The organism is Microbacterium dextranolyticum (assembly GCF_016907295.1).
In the GTDB taxonomy this organism is placed as follows: domain Bacteria; phylum Actinomycetota; class Actinomycetes; order Actinomycetales; family Microbacteriaceae; genus Microbacterium; species Microbacterium dextranolyticum.
Window position 1 is genome coordinate 2,232,027 of sequence record NZ_JAFBBR010000001.1, and the last position, 23,942, is coordinate 2,255,968.

The 23,942-nt window shown below is 70.4% G+C and carries 20 protein-coding genes; 7 read left to right on the forward strand and 13 right to left on the reverse strand.

The window, feature by feature from the left end:
• Nucleotides 1-36: 36 nt before the first annotated feature.
• Entirely contained in the window at nucleotides 37-2,196 is a 2,160-nt protein-coding gene (locus tag JOE64_RS10320) for a DEAD/DEAH box helicase (RefSeq protein WP_204964171.1), read from the reverse strand.
• 265 nt (nucleotides 2,197-2,461) lie between these two features.
• A complete protein-coding gene (locus tag JOE64_RS10325) occupies nucleotides 2,462-4,744 on the reverse strand; it encodes a heavy metal translocating P-type ATPase (protein ID WP_204964172.1) in 2,283 nt (760 codons plus the stop codon).
• Between the two features lie 156 nt (nucleotides 4,745-4,900).
• On the opposite strand from JOE64_RS10325, the gene deoC reads away from it, so the two are divergent.
• Nucleotides 4,901-5,617 (forward strand): deoxyribose-phosphate aldolase, encoded by a 717-nt coding sequence (gene deoC / locus JOE64_RS10330; RefSeq protein ID WP_204964173.1) that lies wholly within the window; start codon nucleotides 4,901-4,903, stop codon nucleotides 5,615-5,617.
• A 7-nt stretch (nucleotides 5,618-5,624) separates the two neighbouring features.
• On the opposite strand, the gene JOE64_RS10335 is transcribed toward deoC, so the two are convergent.
• The 4 genes from JOE64_RS10335 to truB form a co-directional block, all read right to left on the reverse strand.
• Nucleotides 5,625-6,605 carry a bifunctional riboflavin kinase/FAD synthetase gene (locus JOE64_RS10335; protein WP_204964174.1) on the reverse strand — a complete coding sequence of 327 codons (981 nt, stop codon included), beginning with the start codon at nucleotides 6,603-6,605 and terminating at the stop codon, nucleotides 5,625-5,627.
• Nucleotides 6,602-7,063, reverse strand: a complete 462-nt coding sequence (locus tag JOE64_RS10340; protein ID WP_372432903.1) for a hypothetical protein — start codon at nucleotides 7,061-7,063, stop codon at nucleotides 6,602-6,604. Before JOE64_RS10340 ends, JOE64_RS10335 begins: the two co-directional genes overlap by 4 nt.
• 71 nt (nucleotides 7,064-7,134) lie before the next feature.
• A complete protein-coding gene (locus JOE64_RS10345) occupies nucleotides 7,135-7,503 on the reverse strand; it encodes a hypothetical protein (protein ID WP_204964175.1) in 369 nt (122 codons plus the stop codon).
• Entirely contained in the window at nucleotides 7,500-8,426 is a 927-nt protein-coding gene (gene truB, locus JOE64_RS10350; protein ID WP_271202459.1) for a tRNA pseudouridine(55) synthase TruB, read from the reverse strand. Before truB ends, JOE64_RS10345 begins: the two co-directional genes overlap by 4 nt.
• A 43-nt stretch (nucleotides 8,427-8,469) precedes the next feature.
• Between truB and JOE64_RS10355 the strand changes: the two genes are divergently transcribed.
• Together JOE64_RS10355 and JOE64_RS10360 are read left to right on the forward strand one after the other, a co-directional pair.
• Nucleotides 8,470-9,336 carry an iron-sulfur binding domain-containing protein gene (locus tag JOE64_RS10355; RefSeq protein ID WP_204964176.1) on the forward strand — a complete coding sequence of 289 codons (867 nt, stop codon included), beginning with the start codon at nucleotides 8,470-8,472 and terminating at the stop codon, nucleotides 9,334-9,336.
• A gap of 71 nt (nucleotides 9,337-9,407) precedes the next feature.
• Nucleotides 9,408-9,872, forward strand: coding sequence for a flavodoxin family protein (locus JOE64_RS10360; RefSeq protein WP_204964177.1), 465 nt, complete (start codon nucleotides 9,408-9,410; stop codon nucleotides 9,870-9,872).
• A 2-nt stretch (nucleotides 9,873-9,874) separates the two neighbouring features.
• Here the strand turns inward: JOE64_RS10360 and rbfA are convergent, their stop codons facing one another.
• The 4 genes from rbfA to nusA all read right to left on the reverse strand — a co-directional run bounded on the left by rbfA (nucleotide 9,875) and on the right by nusA (nucleotide 14,599).
• The gene (gene rbfA / locus JOE64_RS10365; protein WP_204964178.1) at nucleotides 9,875-10,309 is read right to left on the reverse strand and encodes a 30S ribosome-binding factor RbfA; all 435 of its coding nucleotides are present in this window, start codon (nucleotides 10,307-10,309) and stop codon (nucleotides 9,875-9,877) included.
• 145 nt (nucleotides 10,310-10,454) lie between these two features.
• Nucleotides 10,455-13,256 carry a translation initiation factor IF-2 gene (gene infB, locus JOE64_RS10370; RefSeq protein WP_204964179.1) on the reverse strand — a complete coding sequence of 934 codons (2,802 nt, stop codon included), beginning with the start codon at nucleotides 13,254-13,256 and terminating at the stop codon, nucleotides 10,455-10,457.
• A 91-nt stretch (nucleotides 13,257-13,347) separates the two neighbouring features.
• Complete coding sequence (locus tag JOE64_RS10375) at nucleotides 13,348-13,599, reverse strand: YlxR family protein (RefSeq protein WP_204964180.1); 252 nt, start codon at nucleotides 13,597-13,599, stop codon at nucleotides 13,348-13,350.
• 10 nt (nucleotides 13,600-13,609) lie between these two features.
• Nucleotides 13,610-14,599, reverse strand: a complete 990-nt coding sequence (gene nusA, locus JOE64_RS10380) for a transcription termination factor NusA (RefSeq protein ID WP_204964181.1) — start codon at nucleotides 14,597-14,599, stop codon at nucleotides 13,610-13,612.
• A gap of 130 nt (nucleotides 14,600-14,729) precedes the next feature.
• On the opposite strand from nusA, the gene JOE64_RS10385 reads away from it, so the two are divergent.
• Together JOE64_RS10385 and JOE64_RS10390 are read left to right on the forward strand one after the other, a co-directional pair.
• Nucleotides 14,730-15,332: an acetate uptake transporter family protein gene (locus JOE64_RS10385; protein ID WP_204964182.1), complete on the forward strand. Its 603-nt coding sequence runs from the start codon at nucleotides 14,730-14,732 to the stop codon at nucleotides 15,330-15,332.
• A 98-nt stretch (nucleotides 15,333-15,430) separates the two neighbouring features.
• Nucleotides 15,431-15,934, forward strand: a complete 504-nt coding sequence (locus tag JOE64_RS10390) for a pyridoxamine 5'-phosphate oxidase family protein (RefSeq protein WP_204964183.1) — start codon at nucleotides 15,431-15,433, stop codon at nucleotides 15,932-15,934.
• 12 nt (nucleotides 15,935-15,946) lie between these two features.
• Here JOE64_RS10390 and JOE64_RS10395 read toward each other — a convergent pair whose 3' ends face one another.
• The 3 genes from JOE64_RS10395 to JOE64_RS10405 form a co-directional block, all read right to left on the reverse strand.
• A complete protein-coding gene (locus tag JOE64_RS10395; protein ID WP_204964184.1) occupies nucleotides 15,947-17,002 on the reverse strand; it encodes an LOG family protein in 1,056 nt (351 codons plus the stop codon).
• A gap of 94 nt (nucleotides 17,003-17,096) precedes the next feature.
• Complete coding sequence (locus tag JOE64_RS10400; RefSeq protein WP_204964185.1) at nucleotides 17,097-18,710, reverse strand: cellulase family glycosylhydrolase; 1,614 nt, start codon at nucleotides 18,708-18,710, stop codon at nucleotides 17,097-17,099.
• A gap of 130 nt (nucleotides 18,711-18,840) precedes the next feature.
• Complete coding sequence (locus JOE64_RS10405; protein ID WP_204964186.1) at nucleotides 18,841-20,607, reverse strand: proline--tRNA ligase; 1,767 nt, start codon at nucleotides 20,605-20,607, stop codon at nucleotides 18,841-18,843.
• A gap of 184 nt (nucleotides 20,608-20,791) precedes the next feature.
• Between JOE64_RS10405 and JOE64_RS10410 the strand changes: the two genes are divergently transcribed.
• Both JOE64_RS10410 and JOE64_RS10415 read left to right on the forward strand, forming a co-directional pair.
• Entirely contained in the window at nucleotides 20,792-22,387 is a 1,596-nt protein-coding gene (locus JOE64_RS10410; RefSeq protein ID WP_204964187.1) for an isocitrate lyase, read from the forward strand.
• A gap of 106 nt (nucleotides 22,388-22,493) precedes the next feature.
• The gene (locus JOE64_RS10415) at nucleotides 22,494-23,930 is read left to right on the forward strand and encodes an RNB domain-containing ribonuclease (protein ID WP_271202587.1); all 1,437 of its coding nucleotides are present in this window, start codon (nucleotides 22,494-22,496) and stop codon (nucleotides 23,928-23,930) included.
• Nucleotides 23,931-23,942: the final 12 nt, after the last annotated feature.

Sequence of the window (23,942 nt, forward strand, 5' to 3'; positions counted from 1 at the left end):
CTGCCACCGCATCCGCCGTCGATAACGACGACGAGATCAGGCGGCGCCGAGCGACTGCCGCAGCAGGTGCATGAGCGCCGACAGCTGGACCGAATCGCTGGATGCCGGGTCGATCTGCTCGCCGTCCAGCGCACGCGCCGCGAGCGACTGCTTCGAGTCGATGAGCTCGGCGATCTTCGTGTCGATCGTGTGCGCGGCGATGATGCGCCAGGCCGTAACGGGCTCTTCCTGTCCGATGCGGTGGACGCGGTCGATCGCCTGCGTCTGCTCGGCGGCCGTCCACGACAATTCGGCGAGGACGACGTTCGAGGCGGCCTGCATGTTGAGGCCGACACCGGCCGCGGTGAGCGAACACACCGCGATCGCCACATCGGGATCGGAGTTGAACGCGTCGATGGCGTGCTGGCGCGCCGGCGTCGTCTGGTCTCCGCGGATCGAGATCGTGCGCAGCCCCGCCGCGGCGAAGTGCGCTTCGGCGGTGTCCATGACATCGATGTGCTTCGCGAAGAAGACGACCTTGCCGACCGACCGCTGCAGCTGCACGGCGTAGTCGGCGGCGAGAACCGCCTTGGCCTGACCGATACGACGCACCATCGTGAAGACGTTGTCGCCCCCGGCAGCGGCCGCCTTCGACTCTTCGAGTTCGCCGTGCGCGACGAGTCGGACGATGTCCTCGTCGACCTCGCCGATGAGCACCTTGTCGCCCCGCGCCTCGATGATGCGGCGGTACTTCGCCGCGAGTCGCTCGCCGAGCTCGCGCTCGGCGGCGCGGATCGAGCGGCCGTAATCGTCGTCGAGCTCCACAGGGAGATCGGCGACGAGCTTGTCGGGCAGGTCGGCGGCGACGTCCTTCTTCTTGCGTCGCACGATGCCCATCGAGATGACGGCGTCGCGCGCCTCGGGATAGAAGGCCTTGTCCGCCGGGGTGAAGCCCGTGGCATCCAGTTTCGCCATCAGCTCCGGACCCGGCTTCTCGCCGTTCGTCCAGCCGAGGAAGCGCCAGATCGCATCGAAGTCCTCGACGTCGTTGATCAGCGGCGTTCCGGTGAGGGCGAGCATGAGGGGGTTGTGCACCTGCTCGCGGATCCGCGCACCGAGCGCCAGCACGTTCTGCGAACGCTGCGAGGTGAGGTTCTTGATGAAGTGCGCCTCGTCGACGACCATGCCCTTGAGCCCCAGCGATCCGAGCCACGACAGGTGGCGGTCGAGGACCTCGTAGTTGACGATGAAGACGTCCGCGAAGGCGTCGACGGTCGCCCCGTCGCCGTGGATGACGGTCGCGCGGCGCTGCGGCGTCCACCGCTCGACCTCGCGTGCCCAGTTCATCTTGACCACGTTCGGAACGACAGCGAGCAGCGGGTAGGCGCCGGCGACGGATGCCGCCAGCACCGACTGCGCCGTCTTGCCGAGTCCGGGCTCGTCCGCGAGCAGGAACGACCGGTGCCCCTCGCGGACCGACTCGAGGAACCGCGACTGGTGCGGCATGATCTCCAGCCCCTTGGGCGAGAGGCGGTCGAACTCCGGCACGACCGGCAGCTCCATCGAGGCGGATGCCCCGCCGGCGCCGATCTCGAACGCCTTGTAGAGGGGCCCCATGAGCTCCCAGCCATCGAGTCGACGACGGGCGGTGGATGCCGGTGCACGCAGCGTCAGGTCGGGGGCGAGGAAGGGGTTCGATTCGCGACGCGCCTCGACCTGCGGCGGCGTCACCTGGCGCTCGGCGAGCGCTGCCGGCACGACGGGGGTCTGCACGGGGGCGACATCGGTGATGATGAGCTCGTCTTCGGGCAGATCGGCACCCGACTCGAGCAGCCAGTCGCGGCGCATCCGCTTGGCGACCGGCGACGCGGCCTGGTCGACCTCGAGGAGCTGGATGAGCGAGGTGTCGCGCGCGGCGGTCTTCGCCAGGATCGTGGCGACGCCGTCGAGCCGTTTGAGAAGCTCGGCGCGCGCCGCGGTCGGCACGGCCTCGTCGGCTTTGACGCGGGCGCGCTCCTCACGCACGAGGAAGGCGATGACCTGGAACTTCACGCGGTTGGTCGGCCCGAGCTTTCCGCGCTGGGCCTTGGCTTCGACCTCGCGCACCTTGCGGGCGAGGATCGGGATGAGGGGCGCGTCGTCGTCGCGACGCGCCGAAGAGCCTCGACCCGACGCGCTGCGACGACGGGCGGGGGCGGTGGATGCCGTGGTCGGCATGCTCCTCCTGAGCGTATGCCGCCGGTCGAGAACCGGCGGGCCGCCATCCGGGATGCGGGTGACGGATCGGGTCCACGGCGGATGCCGCGGCGAGAACGTGAGGCGCGACGGTCCGGCTGCGGGCACTCGCTTCTGCGAGCTGCGGCGACGAACGCGGTCCTCGCCTGCCAGTGTACCGCTCCCCCGCCGAGAAACCAGTTCCGACGCGAGACACCACGCAGGAGATGATTTCTCGGCGGCGAGGTGGTTTCTCGGTGCGCGGACGTCAGCGCGCGGTGCGCAGGCGCAGGCTGTTGAGCACCACGAAAACGCTCGAGAACGCCATGGCGGCCCCGGCGATCATCGGGTTGAGCAGTCCGAGCGCCGCCAACGGCAGTGCCGCGACGTTGTACGCGAACGCCCAGAACAGATTGCCGCGGATGATCCGCATCGTGCGGCGGCTCAGCGAGATCGCGGTGACGACCGGCGCCAGTCCGGTCCCGGCGAGGGCGATGTCACTGGCGTGCATGGCGGCGTCCGCGCCTCCCCCCATGGCGAGACCGAGATCGGCCGTCGCGAGGGCGGCGGCGTCGTTGACGCCGTCGCCGACCATCGCGACGCGGTGACCCCCGGACTGCAGCCGTCGGATCTCGATGACCTTCTCTTCGGGCAGCACGCCCGCCACGACGTGGTCGATACCCGCTGCTGCGGCGGCGGCCCGGGCGGCACCCTCATTGTCGCCGGTGAGCAGGCGGACATCGAGCCCCATCGCCCGCAGCCGTGCGACGGTGTCGGCGCTGTCGGGGCGCACACGGTCGGCTACGGCGATGACCGCGCGCACCCGGCCGTCCCAGCCGGCGACGACCGCCGTGGCTCCCGAGGCTTCGACCGTCTCGACCGCCGCGCGGACGGCATCCGGAAGCCCTGCTGCGATCTCCGCGGCGAAAGCGGGCCGCCCGGCGAACACATCACGCCCGTCCACGACCCCCGTGACGCCGCGACCGGCGAGCCCCGCGAACCCCTCCGCCGGCGCATGATCGGTGGTCAGCGCGGCCACGGCACGGGCGATCGGATGCTCCGATGCCTGCTCGAGCGATCCGACGAGGCGCGCGATCTGCGCGTCGTCGGCGCCGTCGAAGGAGGTGACGGATGCGACCGACATCTCGCCCGCCGTCAGCGTGCCCGTCTTGTCGAGGACGATGGTGTCGATGCGCTCGGCGGATTCGAGTGCCTCGGGGCCGGTGATGAGCACACCTAACTGCGCTCCACGTCCTGTTCCCACGAGGATCGCGATGGGCGTCGCGAGTCCGAGCGCGCACGGGCAGGCGATGATCAGGACGGCGACGGCGGCGGTGAAGCCCGCCGCGACGCTTTCTCCGCTGAATCCACCCGCGATGATCCACACGGCCAGCGTGAGCAGCGACAGGGCGATGACGACGGGCACGAAGACCCCCGAGATCCGGTCGGCGAGGCGCTGCACGCGGCTCTTGCCTGCCTGGGCGTCCTCGACGAGTCGGGCAAGGTGCGCGAGTCGGGTGTCGTCTCCGATCGAGGTCGCGACGACGACGAGGCGGCCGTCGGCGGCGAGCGTTCCTCCTGTGACGGCGCTTCCCTCGGATGCCTCAACGGGCGCCGACTCGCCGGTGATCATGCTCTCGTCGAGCGAGGCGTGACCGGAGAGGACGCGCCCGTCGGTGGCGACCTTCTCGCCCGGGCGTACGACGAAGCGATCGCCGACGCGCAGACGCTCGACGGGGAGTCGGGAGCCGTCCTCGAGTTCGACGTCCTTCGCCGCCAGTTCCATCAGCGAGCGCAGCGCCGCCCCCGCCGTGCGCTTGGAACGCTGCTCGACGAAGCGCCCGAGCAGGAGGAACACCGTGACCGCGGCGGCGACTTCGAAGTAGACGAGCGTGGAGGGGTCGTGCACCGGGCCGAACAGCCCCGTGTCGTGCGTCATGCCGATGCGCCCGGCGGTGCCGAACACGAGCGCCCACACGCTCCACAGATAGGCGGCGCCCGTCCCGAGGGTGATGAGGGTGTCCATCGTCATCGCCCCGTGCCGCGCGTTCGCGAACGTCGCACGGTGGAACGGCCATCCGCCCCAGAGCACCACGGGAGTCGCGAGGACGAACGAGACCCATTGCCATCCGGGGAACTGCCACGCCGGCACCATCCCGAGCACGACGACGGGCACCGCGAGCACAACGCTCACCAGGAGCCGGGTGCGCAGGGTCGTGGCTCCGGCATGGTCCTCGACGTCGTGCACATGGCTCGAGGCGTGATCGTCGCCGTGCGCACCGTCGTGACGCCCGTGTGCGGTGTCGGGGGCAGACGGCGTCCCTCCGCGACGGAGGGACGCCTCGTATCCGGCTTCGCGCACGGCCGCGACGAGGGCAGACGGGTCGAGCTCTGCGGGATAGTCGACGCGTGCGGATTCGGTCGCCAGGTTCACGCTCGCCTGCACGCCGTCGAGCCGGGTGAGCCGCTTCTCGACGCGCGCGACACAGCTCGCGCAGGTCATGCCGTCGATGTCGAGAACTGCCTCGGCACGCCGTTCGTCGACCGTCATCGCGCACTCTCCGCAGAGGCGACCGGCGCGGGGCGCCGGCGGGTGGACGTGTGCTCGGACATCGGTACCTCCTCAGGCGGCCGTCGCGTGCGCGGCGGCTCACTCCCTCCGAACATGATACCCCCCTGGGGTATTCCCCCAGCGTACCCTGGAGCCATGACACGCCTCACCGAGCGAGACCTCGCCGCGACCATCGACCACGCCATCCTCAAGCCGCAACTGGCGCGCGCCGACGTGGACGCGGAGCTCGACGTCGTCACCGCCTGGCGGGTGCACAGCGCGTGCGTGCGCCCGAGCGATGTCGCCTACGCCGCAGAGCGTCTCGCCGGCACCGGCGTGGCCGTGTGCACGGTGATCGGGTTCCCGCACGGCACCACGTCGACGGCCGCGAAGGTGGCCGAGGTGACACAGTCCCTCGCCGACGGCGCGGACGAGGTCGACATGGTGATCAACATCGGCGCGCTGCGCTCGGGCTTCGACGACGCTGTCCTCGCCGACATCGCCGCCGTGGTCGAGGCGGCATCCGGACACATCGTCAAGGTGATCCTCGAGACCTCGCTCCTCGACGACAAGCAGATCGCCCGCGGCAGCCGGCTGAGCGAGCAGGGCGGTGCGGACTTCGTGAAGACGTCGACGGGCTTCGCCGGCGGCGGCGCCACGGTAGCCCACGTCGAGCTCATGCGCGCGAGCGTCGGGCCGGACGTGCAGGTGAAGGCCTCGGGCGGCGTGCGCAGCTACGCCGACGCGCTGGCGATGCTCGCCGCCGGAGCAACGCGGCTCGGCACGAGCGGGAGCGCCGTGATCCTGAGCGAGGCGCGGCGCGTGGATGCCGGTGGCGAGGCCAGCGGAGAGGTCGACGCGACCTCGTACTGACGACGACTCAGGCCCGCAGAGCCTGTCGGACCCGGTCGACGTCGTCCGTCATCTGCGCGATGAGGCGCTCGATCCCCTCGAAGGCGACCATCCCGCGGATGCGGTGGGTGAACTGCACCTGGACCCGGTGACCGTAGAGGTCGAGGTGCGTCTCGTCCAGCACGTACGCCTCGACCTGTCGGGCGTGGACGTCATCGAACGTCGGGTTGGTGCCGACCGAGATGGCGGCCGGGTAGCGCGTGACGGCGATCGCCGCGTCGGGAGGCATCGGCGCCGTCGCCGTCAGAGGCCCGAGATCGACCAACCACCCGGCGTAGACGCCGTCCGCGGGGATGAACCCTTCGGCATCCGGCGACAGGTTCGCGGTGGGGAAACCGAGCTCGCGGCCACGCTTGAGGCCGTGCACGACCTCCCCTTGCACGGCGTGCGGCCGCCCCAGCAGCCGCGCGGCGTCTTCGACGTCGCCGGCCGCCAGCAGATCGCGCACCCAGCTGGATGACACGCGCCGCCCGCCGCCCTGCACGTCACCGACGACATCGACGTCGAAGCCGTACTCGGCACCCAATGCGGTCAGCGCCGCCGGATCCCCCGCTCCCCCGCGTCCGAAACGGAAGTCGTCGCCGACGAGCACCATGACGACGCCGAGGGCATCGACGAGCACGTGTTCGACGAAGGCGCGCGGCTCGAGGTCGGCGAGGCTCTCGTCGAAATGCAGCACGAGGGCGGCATCGACCCCCGCCACGGCAAGCAGGTCGAGCTTCTGATCCACGCCGGATAGCGGTTCCGGACACAGGTCCGGGCGCAGAACGCTCAACGGATTGCGGTCGAACGTGACCGCCACGACCCGCGCGCCGGCCTCGGCCGCCGCAACGCGCGCCCGGTCGATGACGGCGCGGTGCCCCGAGTGCACCCCGTCGAACTTGCCGATCGCGACGACGCTCGGCCCGAAGCCGTGCGGCACCTCGGCCGGAGAGCGGAAGACGATCACCAGCTCGACCTTCCTGCCGTCGCCGCATCCGATACTCGCTCCGTGGAGCGGCCGGCCGATCGCAGCCACCACAGCCCCACGAACGGCAGCACCAGCGGCACCCAGAAGTACCCGAACCCGAATCCGGACCACACCGTCGCGTCGTGCAGGAAGAGCTCCGGGTGCGTGAGACTCAGCGCACCCACGACGAGCACGCCGACCAGCTCGAACGCGATCGCGATCCACGCGACGACGTACCACGCCGGCGAGTCGGACTTGACGAGCGCGACGGTCGCCAGCACGTACACGACGGCGGCGACGGCCGACAGCGTGTACGCGAGCGGGGCGTTGCCGTAGTCCTCGAGGATCTGCACGGCGGACCTTCCCGTCGCCGCGAGCGCCATGATCGCGTAGACGACGACCAGGACGCGGCCGACACCGGTCATCCGGGTGGGCGCGGGATCGACGATCGAAGACATGACCTGTCCATGATAGGCGGCGGCACGCACCTCGGCCCGGCCCCGGTCGGCCGCGGCGAGGATCGTGCCGATCACAGCGGAGGGGTCGTCCAGATGACGTTCATCCGCCACACCATGACGGCCACAGCCAGCGCGGCGACACCCATGATGACGGTGCTCCAGCGGCTGCGCTCGACCAGCGCCCAGAGCACCGCCAGCGGCGGGATCAGGACGGCCGAGACCAGATACACCCAGAACTCGATGAGACTGCCCAGGGCCGGGTTTCCGGTCAACGGCGCGACGACCGCGACGACGACCTGCACGACGAGTAGAAGCGTGATGAGCGCCATCCCGCCCACCGTGACATCACCCGGGCGACGGCCCGCGAGCCCGGCGCCGAGGGCCACGAGGCCGGCGATCACGGCGACGGCGACCTGGACGAGCGTGAACCACAGGATCACGACGCGTCCTCGGCCATGTTCATGGTGCTCTTCACGTCGGCACCGCGCCGCTCGACGATGCCGACGAGCCGCCCCGCGGGGTCGACGGCGGCCGGTGTGGGCGTCGGCATCCCCTCGAGCCGGGTGGCCGCACCGACGAGGCGCTTGCCGTGCCGCAGGTCGCGGGCTTCGTCGGCGGTGACGGCGAGAGCGCCCAGCACCGACGCGGCGACGTCGGCAGAGCCGAGAAGCGCCGTGTCGGCGGTGACCTCGACGACCGCATCCGACACGGAGAAAGGGCCGATGCGGGTGCGGCGCAGCGCGGTCAGGTGGCCGCCGACGCCCAGATCTGCGCCGAGGTCGCGGGCGAGGGCACGGATGTACGTCCCGCTCGAGCAGTCCACGACGACATCGAGGTCGACGACGCCGCCGTCCCGCCGTGTGGCGCGCACGTCGAAACGGCTCACCGTCACGGCGCGCGGCTTCAGCTCCACCTGCTCGCCCGCGCGGGCCAGATCGTACGCGCGGCGGCCGCCGACCTTGATCGCCGACACGGTGCTCGGCACCTGCGAGAGCTCTCCGGTCAGCGCCGCGATGCCCGCCGCGATCCGCGCGTCGGTCACCGCCGCCACGGCGTCGGCATCCGCTCGTGCGGTCTCCGCGCCGTCGGAGTCATCCGAATCAGTCGATACGCCGAGCCTGATCGTCGCCTCGTAGGTCTTGTCGAGTCCCACGATGTAGGTCAGCAGACGCGTCGCGGGGCCGACACCGATGACCAGCAGCCCCGTCGCCAAGGGGTCGAGCGTTCCGGCATGCCCCACCTTGCGGGTCTGGAGGGCGCGGCGGACACGAGCGACGATGTCGTGGCTGGTGAGGCCGCCGGGCTTGTCGACGAGCAGGATGCCCTGGGGCGGGGGCACCGACACAGGCGCGGAGTGAGTCACCGCCCCAGCCTACGGTGGCGGGGGAAGGACGTAGGCTGTGCGGATGCCCGACCTCGCGACTCCGCTGATCGCGTGGTTCCGGCACAACGCCCGCGACCTGCCGTGGCGCGCACCGGACTTCGGGGCGTGGGGCGTGCTGGTGAGCGAGTTCATGCTGCAGCAGACTCCGGTGACCCGCGTGGTCCCCCGCTTGGAGGAATGGCTGACCCGGTGGCCGACGCCCGCGGCGCTGGCGACCGAGCCTCCGGCGGAAGCGGTGCGCCAGTGGGCGAACCTCGGGTACCCGCGCCGCGCGCTCTGGCTGCACCGCGCGGCGGTCGAGATCGCCGAGCGCCACGGCGGCGTCGTGCCCCGCGACGTCGACGCGCTTCTCGCGCTGACCGGCATCGGCGACTACACCGCGCGGGCGGTGGCGGTGTTCGCCTACGGTGACCGGCATCCCGTCGTCGACACGAACACGCGCCGTGTCATCGCCCGCGCCGTCGGCGGATGCGCGCAGCCGAATCCGCCGAGCCCCCGGGATCTCGTCGCCATGTCGACTCTCCTGCCCGACGGCGACGACGATGCGGCCGTCGTGAACGCGGCCGCGATGGAGCTCGGGGCCCTCGTCTGCACAGCGCGCGCCCCGCGCTGCGAGTCCTGCCCGATCGCGGATCGCTGCGCATGGCGCGCGGCCGGATACCCCGACACCGGCGACACGCGACGGCGTCAGGCCCGCTACGAGGGCAGCGATCGTCAGGCCCGCGGTGCGGTGATGAAGGTGCTGCGGGATGCCGCGCCGGAACCTGTGGCGGCGATGACCGCGATCCCGGACTGGCCCGATCCTCGTCAACGCGATCGCGCGATCGATTCGCTCATCGCCGATGGACTGATCGAGGCATCCGACGGGCTGCTGCACCTGCCGCGCTGAGCCGTCTGCGCGATGGGTTCTTCCGGCTCGTAGCCCCGCGGCCTGTCACGGCGAGGCGTACCGTGCCGCCCATGAGCGCACTCGTCGTCTACGAATCGCACTTCGGCAACGGACGACGCATCGCTACGGCCATCGCCGACGAACTCGACACGGAGGCCGTGCCCGTGGCGTCCGCTCCGGATCTGCTGCCCGAAGAGATCGATCTGCTGGTGGCTGGCGGCCCCACGCACGGCCTCACCCTCTCCACCGCCGCCTCGCGCGCGAGCGCGCACGAGGACGGAGGCGCGGAGGGTGTCGGCGGCCTGGCGGAGTGGCTGACCACCGTCGCCGTCGGACCTGCCCCGAGGGTGGCCCTGTTCACGACGCACACGAGCCCGCTGTCGGGATCGGCGGCGAAGGCCGCGAAGCGGCTGCTGAGCCGCCGCGGTGTGCCCACCGAAGCCGTGACCGCGTTCCTCGTCGGCGGCAAGACCGGTCCCCTCCGAGAGGGAGAGCTCGAGCGCGCCCGCGCCTGGGCGCGTTCGCTCCGCGGCTGACGTCAGTCGTCCGCGGACTCGTCGCGCGGCTTGACGTAGGGATCGGCGTCGCCCGCGAACGCCGCACCGGCGGCAAGCCCGGCGACGGCGGCATCCCGCTCCTGCGCCTCGCGCAGGAGATCGGCGATGTGCCCGGCACTGTCGGGCAGCGCGTCGGGAATGAACTCGAGTGACGGCGTGAGCCGGATGCCGAGCTGCTTACCGACCTCGCTGCGGAGCATCCCGGTAGCCGCCTTCAGCGCGGCTGCGGAGTCCTCACGCGCCGTGTCGTCCCCGTAGACCGTGTAGAACACCGACGCGTGCTGCAGGTCGCCCGTCACACGGACGTCCGTGATCGTGACGAATCCGAGCCGCGGGTCGCGCAGCCCCTTCTCGAGACGCTCCGCGATGAGCACGCGGATGCGATCCGCCAACCGTGCCTGCCGTTCGTTCGACATCTTCTCTTTCCCTCACTTCATTCGAGCGGGTGGTTCGTGGGCCGAGAGCGGCGGAGCCGGTCGCGCCGCGGAGGCAATTGGGGAAGGGGCCCCATTCTTGCCTCCGCGGCGCGACCGGCGCAGCCGGAGCCGCAACACCAGGGGATCAGCCGCGCGGCTTCTCCACCATCTCGGTCGTCTCGATCTCGTCGCCGATCTGGATGTCGTTGTACTTGCCGAGGCCGATACCGGCTTCGAAGTCGGTGCGCACCTCGGTGACGTCGTCCTTGAAGCGGCGCAGCGACTCGATCTGCAGGCCGTCGGCGAGGACGACACCGTCGCGGATGACGCGTGCCTTGGCGTTGCGCGTGATCGTTCCCGACCGCACGATGACACCGGCGATGTTGCCGAACTTCGAGGAGCGGAACACCTCGCGGATTTCGGCGACACCCGACTGGACCTCTTCGTACTCCGGCTTGAGCAGGCCCTTGAGCGACTGCTCGACGTCGTCGATCGCGTTGTAGATGACCGAGTAGAACCGGACGTCCACACCCTCGCGGGCGGCGCGCTCGCGCGCCTTCGTGTCGGGACGGACGTTGAAGCCGATCACGATCGCGTTGTCGATCGTGGCCAGGTTGATGTCGGACTCGGTGATCGCACCGACACCGCGGTGGATGATGCGCAGCTGCACCGAATCGTCGACCTCGATCTTGAGCAGCGATTCCTCGAGCGCCTCGACGGCACCGGAGACGTCACCCTTGATGATGAGGTTGAGCGACTCGACCTTGCCCTCTTCGAGAGCGCGGGTGAAGTCCTCGAGCGAGATGCGCTTGCGGGCCTTGGCCAGCTGGGCGTTGCGCTCGGCGGCCTCGCGCTTCTCGGCGATCTGGCGCGCCATGCGGTCTTCGTCGGTGACGATGAACGTGTCGCCGGCGCGGGGCACCGAGTTCAGACCCTGCACCTGCACCGGACGCGAGGGGTACGCCTCGTCGACCGCGTCGCCGTTCTCGTCGATCATGGCGCGGACGCGGCCGTAAGCCGTTCCCGCGACGATCGCGTCGCCGACGCGGAGCGTTCCCGACTGGATGAGCACCGTGGCCACCGAACCGCGGCCCTTGTCGAGCTTCGCTTCGATCGCGACACCGCGTGCCGCCTTGTTCGGGTTCGCCGTGAGGTCGAGTCCCGCGTCCGCCGTGAGGAGCACGGCGTCGAGCAGGTCCTGGATGCCGATGTTCTGACGCGCGGACACGTCGACGAACATGACGTCCCCGCCGTACTCCTCGGCGACGAGGCCGTACTCGGTGAGCTGCTGGCGCACCTTCGCCGGGTTCGCGTCGGGCTTGTCGACCTTGTTCACCGCGACCACGATCGGCACGTTCGCCGCCTGGGCGTGATTGAGGGCCTCGACCGTCTGCGGCATGATGCCGTCGTCCGCCGCGACCACGAGGATCGCGATATCGGTGACCTGCGCGCCACGGGCACGCATGGCGGTGAACGCCTCGTGACCCGGGGTGTCGATGAAGGTGATGGCACGCTCGTTGCCGTCGTGCTCGGTCCACACCTGGTAGGCACCGATGTGCTGCGTGATGCCGCCGGCCTCGCCCGCGACGACGTTCGTCTGGCGGATGGCGTCGAGCAGTCGCGTCTTACCGTGGTCGACGTGGCCCATGACGGTGACGACGGGCGGACGGATCTCAAGATCGTCCTCGCTCTCGGCTTCGAGCTCGGCCTCGAGGTCGAGACCGAAGCCTTCGAGCAGCTCCTTGTCCTCGTCTTCGGGAGAGACCATCTGGATCTTGTAGCCGAGCTCGGCACCCAGGACCTCGAAGGTCGCCTCGTCGAGCGATTCGGTGGCTGTCGCCATCTCGCCGAGGTTGAAGAGGATCGTCACGAGCGTGCCGGGCTGCACGGTGTAGCCGCGGATCGCCTCGAGCTTGTCGGCGAAGTCCGCGATGGATGCGCCGCGACGCAGGCGGATGATCTCGCCGTTGCCCTTCTGGACGTTGACGCCGCCGACGACCGGGGCATCCCGCATCTCGAATTCTTGCCGCTTCGCCCGACGCGACTTGCGCTGCTTGCTCTTGCCGCCGCCCTTGCCGAACGCACCGGCCGTGCCGCCGCCGGGGCCGCGTCCGCGACCACCGCCGCCACCGGGACGACCGGCGAAGCCGCCGGGGGCGCCGCCGGGCGCGCCGGGACGCTGGAAGCCGCCCGCACCGCCGGGACGGCCGGGACCACCGGGACGCTGCTGGAACGGAGCGCCGGGACGACCGCCGCCGCCGGGACGACCCGCGCCACCCGGGCGCGGGGCACCGGGACGGGGCGCGCCGGGACGGGGCGCCTGCGGACGCGGGATGTTGCCGGGGTTGGGACGCTGGCCCATGCCCTGCGCCGACGCGAACGGGTTGTTCCCGGGACGAGGGCCGGCGGGACGCTGGCCCATGCCCTGCGCCGACGAGAACGGGTTGTTCCCGGGGCGAGGCGTGCCGCCCGGGCGCGGAGCGCCCGGCGTCGGGGCCCCTGGGGCCGGAGCAGCGGGAGCCGCGGCGGACGGAGCCGCAGCGGCGGCGCCGGTCGCCGGAGCGTTCGACGCGGGCGCCGACGGGGCCGCGGACGCCGCGGGGGTGGCCGCCGGCTTCGCCGGACCGGGCTTGACCGCCGGCGTGGCCGACGCGGACGGGGCGGGCGCGGGGGCCGACGGCTTGGCCGGGCCCGGGCGCGCGCCGCTGGTCGGGCGTGCGGACGGCGCCGGCTTGGCGGCGGCCGCGGGGCTCGCGGATGTCGCGGGGGCGGACGATGCCGCCGCCCCGTCGGCCTGGAGGGCCGCACGGAGCTTTCGCGCCACGGGGGGCGCAATGGTCGATGAGGGACTCTTGACGTATTCGCCGAGTTCCTTCAGCTTCGCGAGGGCGACTTTAGAGTCGACGCCGATCTCGGAAGCGATCTCGTGCACGCGTGGGTTTGCCACAATTCTCCTGTCTGAGGTCTACCCGGACAGGGCAGACCTCTACTTGCGGACGGGTCTCATTTCGAGCCGTTCACTTCGTGTCCATAGCCGTTCAGCCTTTTCGCTGGTGGGTTTCTTGAAAGGTCTGCGTGTCCAGTTGCCCGGACACTCGCAGTGCGCGTCCGAAGGCGCGGCGCCGGATGGCGGTATCCACACACGCGTGCGTGTCATGCACCCACGCGCCCCGCCCCGGGAGGGCGGCTTCCTCGTCCGCGACGAGGACTCCGTCTCGCTCCACCACTCGCAGGAGGGCGGACCGGGGGGCACGCGCGCGGCATCCCACGCACGTTCGAACGGGTTCCATCCTACCCCCGTCAGGCGTCCTCGAGAATCGAGTCGGGCTGGATGTCGATCTTCGCGCCCGTGAGCTTGGCCGCCAGACGAGCGTTCTGCCCTTCCTTGCCGATCGCGAGCGACAGCTGGTAGTCCGGGACGAGCGCGCGCACGGCCTTGGTGTTCGCATCCAGCACGAAGCTCGAGGTCACCTTCGCCGGGGAGAGCGCATTGGCGACGAACTTGGCCAGCTCGGGGTCGTAGTCGACGATGTCGATCTTCTCGCCGCCGAGTTCCTCGGTGACCGCGCGGACGCGGCGGCCGAGCTCGCCGATGCAGGCGCCCTTCGCGTTGATCGCGGGATCGGTCGCGGTGACGGCGATCTTGGTGCGATGACCGGCTTCGCGCGCGAGAGAGGTGATCTCCACGAGACCCGACGCGATCTCGGGGACCTCGAGGGCGAAGAGCTTGCGGACGAGGCCCGGGTGCGTCCGCGACACGGTGATCTGGGGGCCCTTGAGGCCCTTCGACACCGACGTCACGTACACGCGCAGACGTGCGCCGTGCGGGTACTCCTCCCCCGCGACCTGCTCCTCGGGAGGAAGGATCGCCTCGACGGTGCCGAGGTCCACGTGCACCATCCGCGGGTTCGGACCCTGCTGGATCACTCCGGCGACGATGTCGCCCTCCTTGCCGCGGAACTCGCCGAGGATGGCGTCGTCGGCGATGTCGCGCAGTCGCTGGCTGATGACCTGCTTGGCGGCGAAGGCCGCGATGCGGCCGAAGTCCTCGGGCGTCGACTCCTCCTCGCCCACGACGAGGCCGTCCTCGTCTCGGAGCGGGATGAAGACGGCGACGTGACCGGTCTTGCGGTCGAGGACCGCGCGCGCTCCCTCGGGGAGTTCGCCATCCGGCGACGTGTGCTTGGCGTAGGCGGTGAGGATGGCCTGCTCGATGATGCGCACGAGTTCGTCGAAGGGGATCTCCTTCTCGCGCTCGACGGTCCTCAGCAGTCCCAGATCGATGTCCACGGGGTTCCTCCCTATTCAGCTCTCGGTACGGGATCGCCCCCGCTCCATCCTCACGACTTTACCGGATCGGCGGGGTCCGGTCGGTGCATCCCCTCTCGGATCTGCGGCACCCCGTCGCTAGGGTGGGCGCATGAGCAGCGACCGTCGATCCGCGCGCACCACGGCCGATCCCGGTCTCATCGGGCTTCTGGGCTTCGTCATCGCCACGTTGACGGCGCAGCTGGCACACCTGGGCGTGCAGAGCGAGAGCGCCGTCTTCTGGGTCGGCGCGGTCTTCGGCGGCATCGTGCAGGTGACGGCGGGAATGCTGTCCTACTTCGCGGGTGACGATTTCCACTTCATCGTCTACAACGCCTTCGGTTGGTACTGGATCTGCATGCCCGGCTTCCTTCTCGGCGGCGAACTGGGCTTCTTCGAGGTGAGCGGGCCCGTCCGGCCGCTGTTCTCGGTCATGTTCGCGATCATCGCGTTCGGGTTCGTCTTCGCCGGAGCCATGCACAACACGGTCCTCCCGCTCACGCTCATCTGCGTCAGCGTCGGCCTCGCCCTCGAGGGCTTCGGCACGATCTCGGAGTCGGATCCGCTCGGCACGGTCGGGGTGTGGTTCCTGCTCGCGGCCTCGGCTCTGGCGACCTATCTGCTGATCGAGAAGTTCTACCTGCGCACGATGGGCCGCCGCGTCGTGCCGCTCGGGCCTGCGTGGATCTCGGCCGGGGCCGATCCGACGCCCTGAGCGTCGCAGATGCCACGCCGTCCGGACCGCAGCCGACCGCTCCGATGGGCCTGTCAAGCCCCTGTTCGAGACGCGGCGGAACGCGCATCCTCGGGGGCATGACAGAGATCAGTGGAACCGACGCCCGTGCCCGCGTGAAAGAGCTCGTCGAGAACATCGACTTCACGATGCTCACGACCGTCGACGAGGACGGGAACCTCGTGTCGCGCCCGATGTCGACCCGGCAGATGGACGACAACGGAGACATCTGGTTCTTCACCTCGGAAGACACCGACAAGGTCGACGAGGCGCGGGCGCACCACGAGGTGGGCCTGTCGTACTGCGATGCGAAGGGCATGCGCTACGTCTCGGTGGCCGGACGCGCCGGCATCGTCCACGACCGCGCGAAGATGGAGGAGCTCTACTCCCCCTCCCTCGACATCTGGTTCGAGGAGGGCCTCGACACCCCGGGCATCGCGCTTCTGAAGGTGACGCCGGTCGTGACGGAATTCTGGGAGCCCGCGAAGGGCAAGATCGCGATGGCCGCCGGAATGCTGCGCTCCCTCGTCACGAAGGACACCCCCGACGACGACATCATGCATCACGGGCGCATCGCCGACTGAGCGGCACCGGGGCTATGCGGGCCGCCCGACCGCCGGCGCACTCGGCAGCGAGTTGACGGCGCCGATCAGCTGGAACAGGTCGCCGACCCGGTGGGAGTCGTACCGCATCACGAGGCGGGGCGCCTCCACGGTGTCACCGTCCTCGATCTCGGCCTTGAGCGGCCCTCGGCGCTGGATGTCGCCGGCGGTCAGCCACGATCCGAACCGTGCGTTCAGATCCGCGACCTCGGCGTCGGTCGGCTCGGCGCGCAGACGCAGCACGAGGCGCTGACGTACCCACCGCAGCGAGACGAAGTTGCGATAGAACCCGGTGATCTCCGCCACCGCGGCATCCACCGAATCGGTGATCAGCACTCGTGCCAGATCGTCCGGCGAGATGACCCCCTCGGGGATCAGCTGTTCGTCGGCGAAGCGGCGCAGGCCGTCCCAGAATCCGCCGCCGGGGCGATCGAGCAGCACGATGGGGGTGGGGGCGGCCTTGCCGGTCTGCTGCAGGGTGAGCAGCTCGAACATCTCATCGAGCGTCCCGAATCCACCCGGCATGCACACGAAGCCGCTCGATTCCTTGACCAGCATCAGCTTGCGGGTGAAGAAGTACTTCATGACGACGTTCCGCGCGTGCGAGGCGATGACGGCGTTGGGCTTCTCTTCGAACGGCAAGCGGATCGAGACCCCGAGTGAGTGCTCGGGGCCGGCGCCTTCCGCGGCGGCCTGCATGATCCCAGGGCCCGCTCCCGTGACCGTCATCCACCCGTGCCCCGCGAGGGCCGACGTGAGCTCCACCGTGAGTCGGTACAGCTCGGACTCGGGCGCGGTGCGCGCCGAGCCGAAGACCGTCACCTTGGGCATGCCTCGATACGGGGCGAACAGCGCGAAGGCGGCACGCATCTCGGTGAGCGCGGCCGAGGTGATCTTCAGGTCGAGACGGTCGCTGTCGTCGAGACCGAGGCCGACACCGGTCGCGAGGATGCGGGCGATCAGGTCGGCGTCCTGCGTGATGCCCGCATCGGCGATCAGGCGGCGGATGTCGGCGGTCGCGTCGGAGGAAACAGTGGGCCCGGATGCCATGCACCCAGCCTGTCACTCGGACCCACGTTCCGGTGAACGATCGGCGAACGACTCCGGCGATGCCCGCGCCCCGAACGAACGCCGGAACGCGGACTCAGCGCGCCGCGACGGTGAGAGTCGGGCTCGACGGCGCAGCGGATGCGTCCACCTGCAGCCCCACGCGGACCGTCTGACCCACCGAGAGCGGGCCCGCCCAGTCCCTGCCGGTGCACGTGATCGTGCCCGAGGCGATGTCGCACGACATACCCCAGGAGTTCACGATCCGCCGCGCTGCCGGAGACGGCCACGACACGGTCCACCCCGATACGGCCCGAGACGCCGTGACGACGAAGTCCGCGACGTACCCGTCCTGCCATGCACTCTGCAGGTTCCACGTCGCCGTGACCGATCCGCCGGTGACGGGACCGGGGGTCGGCGTCGGGGTCGGGGTGGGGGTGGCGGTCGGCTTCGGAGTCGGCGTGGCAGTCGGCGACGCGGTCGGCTTCGGAGTCGGCGATGCCGTCGGCTTCGGCGTCGTGGTGGGGGTCGCGGTCGGCTTCGGCGTCGGGGTCACGGCTCCGGCACCCAGGAGCGGTGCGAGCGCGGTCAGTTTGGCGGTCTGCGGCGTCTTCCAGTCGTCCTTCACGAGGCCACCGGTGTCGCCGCTGTTCGGGTTGAACGACCAGTAGCCGTAGCTCATGCCGGTCGTCGACAGGTACGACACCATCGCCTGCAGCCACTGCGCGTCGCTCGAGGTCTCGAGCTTCGTTCCGAACTCGCCGACGAAGACGGGTGCGATGCCGTTCTTGGCGAGATACCCCCAGTTGGCGTCCCACACCGCGGCGAGGTTGTTCGGATAGTTCGGCGCCGAGAACCACGACTGCCCGTACACGGACGCCGGGTAGTCGTGCGGCGAGTAGACGAGCTGATGGGGAACGGCGAGATCGACAGGGGCGGTACGGGCATCCTTCAGCCCCCCGCCCCACCATGTCGTGCTGCCGTCGCCCTGGCGCTCGACACCCTCGACGACGATCAGCAGGTGCGGGTTGACGGCGAGCACCGCGTTGCCCGCGCGGGTCGCCGCGGCACGCCAGTCGCGCGCCGGGTCGCCGCAGCCCCAGCACGCCGGACCGTGCGGCTCGTTGTGCAGATCGACGCCGATGACGGTGGGGTCATCGCGATAGCGCTTCGCGAGCGCGGTCCAGTCGTCGATCCACCGCTGCTCGCCGTAGGTCGAGGTGTACCACAGCTCCGACTGCCCGGAGGAGTCGATCCGATGCCGGTCGAGGATCACGCGCAGCCCGTGTGCCGCCGCCCGGGCGACGACGGTGTCCATGAGCTGCTGCGGAGTCTGCGAGACCAGGCCGGGGTTGCGCCACGCGTCGATCGACGACGTCGAGGTGCCCGCGAGGCACTGCGTCGAGAACGGCAGACGCACCGTGTTGAAGCCCATCGCCGCGATCTGCGCGAGCCCCTCGTCGAGCGTGATCGACCAGAGCCCGTGCGGGGCGCAGTTGGGGGTCTCCAGTCCGAACCAGTTCGCCGCCTTGACGGTGAACGTGGTGCCGTCGGATGCCACGATCCGGCCGCCGTCCGTGTGCAGCCACCCGGTGGGGGCGGCCTGCACGGCAGTCGGGGCGCACAGCGCGAGGGTGAGCGCGAGGACGAGGCCGACGCGCGTGACGAACCTGCGCGTGACGGAGCGGGTCTGGGGGGAACGCAGGGTCATCTCGGCCTCGTATCTCGGGGCGGCGGGGGGCGCGAACCGCGAGACGAAGCCGGTTCGGGATCATCGTAGCGGCGCGGCCGAGCGGCCGCGCACCGGCGATTCCCGTCGGCGATGCGTGTGGGCGTCGCGGTCAGCGCCGCGCGAGCCGAGCGACGGCGTCGCCCGCGGAGAGCGTCGTCCGCTCCCCCGTCCGACGCTCCCAGAGCTCGACCTCGCCGTCGGCCGCGCCGCGCCCGACGATGACGATCCACGGCACGCCGATCAGCTCGGCGTCGCCGAACTTCACGCCGGGCGACACCTTGGGACGGTCGTCGTAGAGCACGTCGAGACCCGAGGCATCCAGCTGCGCCGAGACGTCCGCGGCGAGCGCGAACGCCGCCTCGTCGCGACCGGTGGCCACGACCTGCACGTCGAAGGGCGCGACCGACTCGGGCCAGATGAGGCCCTTCTCGTCGTTGTTGAGCTCGGCGATGATCGCGAGGATGCGCGTGACACCGATGCCGTAGGAGCCCATCGTGACCGTGACGAGCTTGCCGTTCTCATCGAGGACTTTGAGCCCCAGCGCCTCGGCGTACTTGCGGCCGAGCTGGAAGACGTGGCCGATCTCCATGCCGCGCGCCAGGTGCACGGGGCCCGAGCCGTCGGGCGCCGGGTCGCCGCCCCGTACGGTGGCGATCTCGACGAAGCCGTCGGCGTCGAAGTCGCGCCCGGCGACGAGCGAGTGCACGTGCTTCTGGTCGATGTTGGCGCCGGTGATCCAGGCGGTGCCCTCCACGACGCGCGGGTCGAGCAGGTAGCGGATGCCGGTCGCCGACTCTTCGCCGAGGATCGCGCCCTCTTCCGACCACGGGCCGATGTAGCCCTTCACGAGCAGCGGGTGCTTCTCGAAGTCCTCGGGGGTGGCGGGTGCGACCTCGGCCGGCGCGAACGCGACCTCGGCGCGCTTGTCGTCGACGTCGCGGTCGCCGGGGATGCCCACGACGACGAGCTCGCGCGTGCCGTCGAGATGCGTGAGGGCGAGCACCACGTTCTTCAGCGTGTCGGCGGCGGTGTAGGCGCGCTCCGTCGTGTCGAGCACCGCGTTCGTGTGCGCGACCAGCGTGTCGATCGTCGGCGTGTTCGGCGAGTCGAAGATCACCGGGGTAGGCAGGCCCTCGAACGGGATCGGTGCGGGGGCGATCGTCTGGAAGGCCTCGACGTTGGCCGCGTAGCCGCCGTCGGAGCGGACGAAGGTGTCTTCGCCGACGGGGGTGGGGTGCAGGAACTCCTCCGACTTCGAGCCGCCCATCGCACCGGCATCCGCCTGCACGATCGCGTACTCGAGGCCGAGACGCTGGAAGATGCGCTCGTACGCGTCGCGCTGCGCCTGGTAGCTGGCGTCGAGACCGGCATCGGTGTAGTCGAAGGAGTAGGCGTCCTTCATCGTGAACTCACGGCCGCGCAGGAGGCCCGCGCGGGGGCGCGCCTCGTCGCGGTACTTGTCCTGGATCTGGTACAGCGTGACCGGCAGGTCCTTGTACGACGAGTACAGGTCCTTCACGAGAAGGGTGAAGGCCTCTTCGTGCGTCGGGGCGAGCAGGTAGTCGCCCCCCTTGCGGTCGTTCAGGCGGAAGAGCAGGTCGCCGTACTCCTCCCAGCGACCGGTCGCCTCGTAGGCCTCGCGGGGCATCAGCGCGGGAAAGTGCACCTCCTGCGCACCGGCGGCGGCCATCTCCTCACGCACGACCGTCTCGATCCGCGCCTTCACGCGCAGGCCCAGCGGCAGCCACGCGAAGATGCCGGCCGCCTGCGGCCGGATGTAGCCGGCGCGGATCAGCAGCTTGTGACTCGCGACCTCGGCACCGGCCGGGTCTTCGCGGAGCGTGCGGACGAAGAAGGAGGAGAGACGGGTGACCACGATCCCCCAGTCTACGGACCCGCCGCGGGACGCCCCGCGCGGGCGCGCTCATTTGCAGAACCGGAAGAACGCACGATCTTCACACCGGTTTTCTTCCGAAGAGCAGGGTTTCTTGGCTGAGAGTGGAACCACCTCGACGAGCTCCCCGCCACGGCGGCGGGAACACCAGCGAAAAGGAACCATCATGACCGCGTACCACGACACCCTCCGCGCCACCCGCGCCCTCACCGACGAGCACGGGTCCAGCTGGGACGCCATCGACCCCGAGTACGTCGCGCGGATGCGACTGCAGAACCGCTTCCGCACGGGCCTGGAGATCGCGCAGTACACCGCCGACATCATGCGCCGCGACATGGCGGAGTACGACGCCGACTCGTCGGCGTACACGCAGTCGCTCGGCGTCTGGCACGGCTTCATCGGGCAGCAGAAGCTCATCTCGATCAAGAAGCACCTGAAGTCGACGAAGGGGCGCTACCTCTACCTCTCCGGGTGGATGGTCGCCGCCCTCCGCTCCGAGTTCGGCCCGCTCCCCGACCAGTCCATGCACGAGAAGACAGCCGTCCCCGCGCTGATCGAAGAGCTCTACACCTTCCTGCGCCAGGCCGACACGCGAGAGCTCGACCTGCTGTTCACGCAGCTCGATCGCGCCCGGGCCGCCGGCGATGAGACGGCGGTCGAGTTCATCCAGTCGCAGATCGATGCCTTCGAGACCCACGTCGTGCCGATCATCGCCGACATCGACGCCGGGTTCGGCAACCCCGAGGCGACGTACCTGCTGGCCAAGAAGATGATCGAGGCGGGCGCCTGCGCCATCCAGATCGAGAACCAGGTGTCGGACGAGAAGCAGTGCGGTCATCAGGACGGCAAGGTCACCGTGCCGCACGAGGACTTCATCGCGAAGATCAATGCCGTCCGCTACGCCTTCCTCGAGCTCGGGATCGACAACGGCATCATCGTCGCCCGCACCGACTCGCTGGGCGCGGGACTGACGCAGAAGCTCGCCGTCACCCAGCGCCCGGGCGACCTCGGCGATCAGTACAACTCCTACCTCGACGTCGAGGAGATCTCCGCAGACGACCTCGCCAACGGCGACGTGGTGATCAAGCGGGGCGGCCGGCTCCTGCGGCCGAAGCGCCTGCCCAGCAACCTGTACCGCTTCCGGGCGGGCACCGGCGAAGCGCGGTGCGTGCTGGACTGCATCACCGCGCTGCAGCACGGCGCCGACCTCCTGTGGATCGAGACGGAGAAGCCGCACGTCGCCCAGATCGCCGGGATGGTGGACGAGATCCGCGCCGTGATCCCCGACGCCAAGCTCGTCTACAACAACAGCCCGTCGTTCAACTGGACGCTGAACTTCCGCCAGCAGGTCTACGACGCGCTCGTGGAGCAGGGCGCCGACGTGTCGGCCTACGTGCGCGACGAGTTGATGAGCCCCGAGTACGACGACACCGAGCTCGGACGCCTCGCCGACGAGAGGATCCGCTCGTTCCAGAAGGATGCCTCGGCGCGCGCGGGCATCTTCCACCACCTCATCACCCTGCCGACCTACCACACGGCAGCGCTGTCGACCGATGACCTGGCGAAGGGCTACTTCGGCGACGAGGGCATGCTCGCCTACGTCTCCGGTGTGCAGCGTCGCGAGATCCGCGAGGGCATCGCCACGGTCAAGCACCAGAACATGGCCGGCAGCGACATCGGCGACAACCACAAGGAATACTTCGCCGGCGACGCGGCCCTGAAGGCCGGCGGCGCGCACAACACGATGAACCAGTTCGGCTGAGCGCATCGCACCGGATGCCGGGGGCCTCGCATCGGCGGGGACCCCGGCATCCGGCATGCATCGACGCCTCAGGGTCGGGTCACGGCCGCGCGCCTACACTGACGGCGTGACCACGCGACGCGCCCGGATCATGTCCACGACGACCCGCGGCGAGCTCGCCGCCTCGCTCGCGGCCCTGCGGCGCTCGCTCGATCTGCCGGCCGCGTACCCCTCCGCGGCCCTCGCCGAAGCCGAGCGGGCCGCCGACACCGTACCGACGGATCCGACAGCCGCTGTCCTCGCCGACCTCCGGTCGATCCCGTTCCTGACGATCGATCCGGAAGGATCGACGGATCTCGACCAGGCGCTGCACCTGGAGCGCACGGCGAGCGGTGGCATCCTGCACTACGCGATCGCGGACGTCCCCGCCTTCGTCACGCCGGGCGGTGCGCTGGATGTCGAGACGCGCAGGCGGGGCCAGACGATCTATGCGCCCGACGGGCGGATCCCCCTTCACCCCGAGGTGATCAGCGAGCACGCGGCATCGCTCCTGCCCGGCGTCGACCGTCGCGCCTACGTCTGGCGATTCGTGCTCGACGACGGTGCCCGTCCCGTCGAGACGACCCTGACCCGGGCCGTCGTGCGCTCGGTGCGCCAATGGTCGTACGTCGAGGCCCAGGCCGCGATCGACGACGCCACGGCGCCCGAAAGCCTGCGCTCGCTGGTCTGGTTCGGCAGCGAGCGTGCGGCGCGCGAACGGGAACGCGGCGGCGCGAGCCTCAACATCCCCGAGGCGCGCATCGTCGTCGACGGCGACGGATATCGGCTCGAGCTCGAGGCGGAGGTGCCGCTCGAAGACGCCAACGCGCAGGTGTCGCTGCTGACCGGCATGGCCGCCGCCGACATCATGCTGCGCGGGCGGATCGGCATCCTCCGCACGATGCCGCCCGCCGCCCCCGACGACATCGCGCGCTTCCGCGCGCAGACGGTCGCATTGGGACTTCCGTGGCGAACGGACGTGCCGTACGGCGAGTACCTGCAGTCGCTCGACCGCTCCCCCGCCGCCCGTGCCGTCCGGGAGTACGCCGGCGGTCTCTTCCGAGGAGCCGGCTACGCGAGCTTCGACGGCGAGCCGCCCGCCCAGACCGATCAGGCCGCGATCGCCGCGCCGTATGCGCACACGACCGCGCCGCTGCGCCGCCTCGTCGATCGGTGGTCGCTCGTCGTCTGCGAGGCGCTCGCGAACGATCGCGAGGTGCCGGAGTGGGCACGCGCCTCGCTCGCCGAGCTCCCCGCGCTCATGGCACGCAGCTCGGCGGTGACGTCGCGGTGGGATGCCGGTGCCCTCGACCGGGTCGAAGCCGCCGTCCTCTCGGGGCGCGAGGGCGAGGTGTTCGAGGGGGTCGTGCTGGCCGTGCGCGGCGACGGCATCCGCGTGCAACTGCTGTCTCCGCCCGTCGAGGCCAAGGTGCCCGGCATCACCGCCGCGCCGGGCGACTCGGTGCGGCTGCGCCTCGTGGCGGCCTCGATCGGCGACGGCACGCTCCGCTTCGCGGCCGCGTGACGACGCGACGAG

Excerpts from the sequence above, each read along its gene's own strand:
- JOE64_RS10340 (WP_372432903.1), bottom strand. The coding sequence starts at position 7,063 with ATGTCTTCGATCGTCGATCCCGCGCCCACCCGGATGACCGGTGTCGGC.
- JOE64_RS10400 (WP_204964185.1), bottom strand. The coding sequence starts at position 18,710 with ATGACCCTGCGTTCCCCCCAGACCCGCTCCGTCACGCGCAGGTTCGTC.
- JOE64_RS10355 (WP_204964176.1), top strand. The coding sequence starts at position 8,470 with ATGCCCGACCTCGCGACTCCGCTGATCGCGTGGTTCCGGCACAACGCC.
- JOE64_RS10390 (WP_204964183.1), top strand. The coding sequence starts at position 15,431 with ATGACAGAGATCAGTGGAACCGACGCCCGTGCCCGCGTGAAAGAGCTC.
- JOE64_RS10410 (WP_204964187.1), top strand. The coding sequence starts at position 20,792 with ATGACCGCGTACCACGACACCCTCCGCGCCACCCGCGCCCTCACCGAC.
- deoC (WP_204964173.1), top strand. The coding sequence starts at position 4,901 with ATGACACGCCTCACCGAGCGAGACCTCGCCGCGACCATCGACCACGCC.
- JOE64_RS10385 (WP_204964182.1), top strand. The coding sequence starts at position 14,730 with ATGAGCAGCGACCGTCGATCCGCGCGCACCACGGCCGATCCCGGTCTC.
- JOE64_RS10325 (WP_204964172.1), bottom strand. The coding sequence starts at position 4,744 with ATGACGGTCGACGAACGGCGTGCCGAGGCAGTTCTCGACATCGACGGC.
- rbfA (WP_204964178.1), bottom strand. The coding sequence starts at position 10,309 with ATGTCGAACGAACGGCAGGCACGGTTGGCGGATCGCATCCGCGTGCTC.
- JOE64_RS10395 (WP_204964184.1), bottom strand. The coding sequence starts at position 17,002 with ATGGCATCCGGGCCCACTGTTTCCTCCGACGCGACCGCCGACATCCGC.
- JOE64_RS10320 (WP_204964171.1), bottom strand. The coding sequence starts at position 2,196 with ATGCCGACCACGGCATCCACCGCCCCCGCCCGTCGTCGCAGCGCGTCG.
- JOE64_RS10375 (WP_204964180.1), bottom strand. The coding sequence starts at position 13,599 with ATGGAACCCGTTCGAACGTGCGTGGGATGCCGCGCGCGTGCCCCCCGG.
- JOE64_RS10360 (WP_204964177.1), top strand. The coding sequence starts at position 9,408 with ATGAGCGCACTCGTCGTCTACGAATCGCACTTCGGCAACGGACGACGC.